General features: G+C 66.4%; 1 protein-coding gene. It reads right to left on the minus strand.

The window, feature by feature from the left end; all coding sequences use genetic code 11:
• Nucleotides 1-423 precede the first annotated feature (423 nt).
• A partial coding sequence (locus tag CLV92_RS20795) for a flagellin (RefSeq protein ID WP_104435995.1) occupies nt 424-1,308 on the minus strand: 885 nt, incomplete at its 5' end.

Below are 1,308 nucleotides of genomic sequence, written 5' to 3' on the forward strand. Positions count from 1 at the left end.
GTCCGAAGCCTGCAGGTTGCGGTAGCTGTTCACCGCAGCGATGTTGTTGTTGATCCGAAGACCCATGAGAACCAATCCTCCATGACGTGGGGTCCAACTCGTGCAACCACTCCGTCCGTGGAGCGGCTGGAGATCTCACCGACCAGATGGACGCCTTCATTGCCTCGGTCCCGGAGTGAACGAGCGAAACCCGCGCCCGCCCGGAACGACAGCACCGGCCCCGACTCCCGGAGGCCACGCCCACCCAGCACCGGGCATGATGCGACACCGCATCATGCTGCGTAGTCATTCAACCACGCATAGCTACCACTGTCACCCCCGGGAACCCCCACAGTGCCCCGAAACGCGGCAGCGCCCCGCTCCCGGATGACCGGGAACGGGGCGCTGGGTGGTGCCGGGTGGTGCCGGGTGGTGCCGGGTGGATCAGCCGCGCAGCAGGGAGAGGATGTTCTGCGACGCGGAGTTGGCCTGGGCGAGCATGGAGGTGCCGGCCTGGGTCAGGATCTGGTTGCGGGTGAACTTGGTCATCTCCGCGGCCATGTCGGTGTCGCGGATCGCCGACTGCGAGGCGGTGATGTTCTCGATCGAGACGTTCAGGTTGTTGATCGCGTGCTCGAAGCGGTTCTGCACCGCACCCAGGTTCGCGCGGGCGGAGGAGACCTTGTTCAGCGCGGCCTCGACCTTCTTCAGGGTCTCGGCGGCGTTGGCGGTGCCGGTCGCGGTGTTGCCCACCAGCGACAGCCCGCTCGTACCCAGCTTCGAAGCGTCCATGTCGTCGATCGACACCGTGATCGTGTCGTTCGCCGTGCCGTTCGCACCCACCTGGAACGTCTTGCGGTTCGCCGTGGTCTCCGTCGCGGTCGTGTTCACCGTGGACGCGCCGAACAACGCGGTGCTGACGCCACCGGTGGCGGTGATGGAGTCGGTGGTGTTGGTGGCCTTCGACGACATGGTGATCTTGCCGGCGCTGTCCACCGCAACTGCAACGTCCTTCAGCCCAGCGGCGTCGAGGTCCTTGCGCAGCGCGTCCTGGACCTTGGTGGCGGTCGCAGCGTCCCAGGTCGCGGAGAAGTCGGCCGTGACCAGACCACCGAGGTTGGTCAGGGTGACCGTCTTCGCGGTCCCGCCGTTGATGGTGATGTTGATGCTGTCACCGGCGGTGATGCCCTGCACCGAGGCCGTGGTGGCGACGGTGGCGTTGCTCGCGACGGTGGCCACCTTGTCGGCGAAGCCGCCGTAGGTGCCGTCGAGGAGCTTGGTGTTGCCGAAGGAGGTGGTGTCGGAGATGCGGGTCAGCTCCTGGTTGAG

This window comes from Kineococcus xinjiangensis (assembly GCF_002934625.1).
GTDB classification, from domain to species: domain Bacteria; phylum Actinomycetota; class Actinomycetes; order Actinomycetales; family Kineococcaceae; genus Kineococcus_A; species Kineococcus_A xinjiangensis.